This window comes from Vibrio sp. C8 (assembly GCF_054051265.1).
On sequence record NZ_JBPAOE010000034.1, the window covers coordinates 1 to 1,077 of the forward strand.

Here is a 1,077-nt window from a genome sequence, read left to right on the forward strand (position 1 = left end):
CTTCACCTGTGTCATTAAAAGCTTAAGGGCTAATCCAATTTCGCTCGCCGCTACTTTCGGAATCTCAATTGATTTCTTTTCCTCGGGGTACTTAGATGTTTCAGTTCTCCCGGTTCGCCTCATTAACCTATGTATTCAGTTAATGATACTCACTTATGTGAGTGGGTTTCCCCATTCGGAAATCGTAGACTCAAGTGGCTTTTACTGCCTAATCTACGCTTATCGCAAGTTAATACGTCCTTCATCGCCTCTGACTGCCAAGGCATCCACCGTGTACGCTTAGTCACTTAACCATACAACCCCAAAGGGTCTTTATGTATGGCAAACAACCAAGGTTTAGTTGTCTCTCATTATTTGAATGAGCGAGAGACATTTCGATTTTGCCGGACTCAAATATGAATACTTACTTATAAAGTAAGATTCCCAAGAACACTTGAATGTGTATTGGTACCTACATCTCTAAGAGACATAGGATTTGAGAACTTTTAATAAATAACGATTAATCAAATCGTTATTTGTCAGCTTTCCAAATTGTTAAAGAGCAAGATTTTCTAACGAAAACCATTTTTAAATATTCTTTTTCAAAAACACTTAAAGATGGTGGGCGATACCGGGTTCGAACCAGTGACCCCCTGCTTGTAAGGCAGGTGCTCTCCCAACTGAGCTAATCGCCCATTATTTCACTTTCAAGATGGTGGAGCTATGCGGGATCGAACCGCAGACCTCCTGCGTGCAAGGCAGGCGCTCTCCCAGCTGAGCTATAACCCCATACTTGAAGCGATAATGGTGGGTCGTGCAGGATTCGAACCTGCGACCAATTGATTAAAAGTCAACTGCTCTACCAACTGAGCTAACGACCCATGGTATCCCGTAGGGGAGTCGAACCCCTGTTACCGCCGTGAAAGGGCGGTGTCCTAGGCCTCTAGACGAACGGGACACTAAGATACTCTTATCTTTCTAAACCTAATCAATCTGTGTGGACACTCATCAAGAGAATCTTTACGTAAGGAGGTGATCCAGCGCCAGGTTCCCCTAGCGCTACCTTGTTACGACTTCACCCCAGTCATGAACCACAAA

Annotated in this window: 4 tRNA genes and 2 rRNA genes; all 6 read right to left on the minus strand. The window is 44.1% G+C overall.

The annotated features are described in order from the left end of the window. Positions 1–293 (minus strand): 23S ribosomal RNA (locus ACRQQK_RS15455); the annotation flags it as partial. A gap of 305 nt (positions 294–598) precedes the next feature. Beyond that, a tRNA-Val gene (locus ACRQQK_RS15460) sits at positions 599–674 on the minus strand. A gap of 18 nt (positions 675–692) precedes the next feature. Then, positions 693–768, minus strand: a tRNA-Ala gene (locus tag ACRQQK_RS15465). 16 nt (positions 769–784) lie between these two features. After that, positions 785–860: transfer RNA gene (locus ACRQQK_RS15470), tRNA-Lys, on the minus strand. Position 861: 1 nt separating this feature from the next. Then, a tRNA-Glu gene (locus tag ACRQQK_RS15475) sits at positions 862–937 on the minus strand. Positions 938–1,004: 67 nt separating this feature from the next. Continuing rightward, positions 1,005–1,077, minus strand: a 16S ribosomal RNA gene (locus tag ACRQQK_RS15480); the annotation flags it as partial.